Here is a 763-nt window from a genome sequence, read left to right on the forward strand (position 1 = left end):
ACTACATTCCTGGTGTTTCTTTTTCAGCTCATAGAGATGGTCTTGGGGCGACATTGTCATCATATGCAGGAACCATGATTGCAATCCTGATTGCTGCCTTGACGTTTCTAATCGGAAGCAGAACGCGCCGACTGGCCAAGATTAGAGAGTATGGGTATATGACATCGGTAGTTATTGTCTATGCCCTTAGTTTTGTTGAGCTTGGAGCTTTGTTTTTCTGCGGGTTATTGCTTCTTTCCAGCATAAGCGGCTACATGATACCCACTATCGCCATCGGCATTGCCTCTGCATCGTTCATTCATATATGCATCCTTGTTTTCCAACTATATAATTTGACCAGAGAACAAGAATAACCCGGCCTCAGCGCCGGGTTYTCTTTRCCTCACGATCGCCCCCAAAACACATAACCAATTGTATTTATTGAAAAATAAATAGATACAACTCACTAAACATAGCAATTCAGATCTCTCACCTACCAAACAATGCCCCCCTGCAAAAAATAAATTCATATAAAAAACATACAGATAACCATCTGCGGTGATAAATTATCTCTGGCGGTGTTGACATAAATACCACTGGCGGTGATACTGAGCACATCAGCAGGACGCACTGACCACCATGAAGGTGACGCTCTTAAAAATTAAGCCCTGAAGAAGGGCAGCATTCAAAGCAGAAGGCTTTGGGGTGTGTGATACGAAACGAAGCATTGGCCGTAAGTGCGATTCCGGATTAGCTGCCAATGTGCCAATCGCGGGGGGTTTTC

At 44.2% G+C, this 763-nt stretch carries 1 protein-coding gene; it reads left to right on the forward strand.

All coding sequences use genetic code 11. The annotated features are described in order from the left end of the window. On the forward strand, positions 1-353 hold a 353-nt coding region (locus EES38_RS21710; protein WP_124939284.1), incomplete at its 5' end, for a biopolymer transporter ExbB. Between the last annotated feature and the right edge of the window lie 410 nt (positions 354-763).

The sequence above is a fragment of the Vibrio viridaestus genome (genome assembly GCF_003856525.1).
In the GTDB taxonomy this organism is placed as follows: Bacteria; Pseudomonadota; Gammaproteobacteria; order Enterobacterales; family Vibrionaceae; genus Vibrio; species Vibrio viridaestus.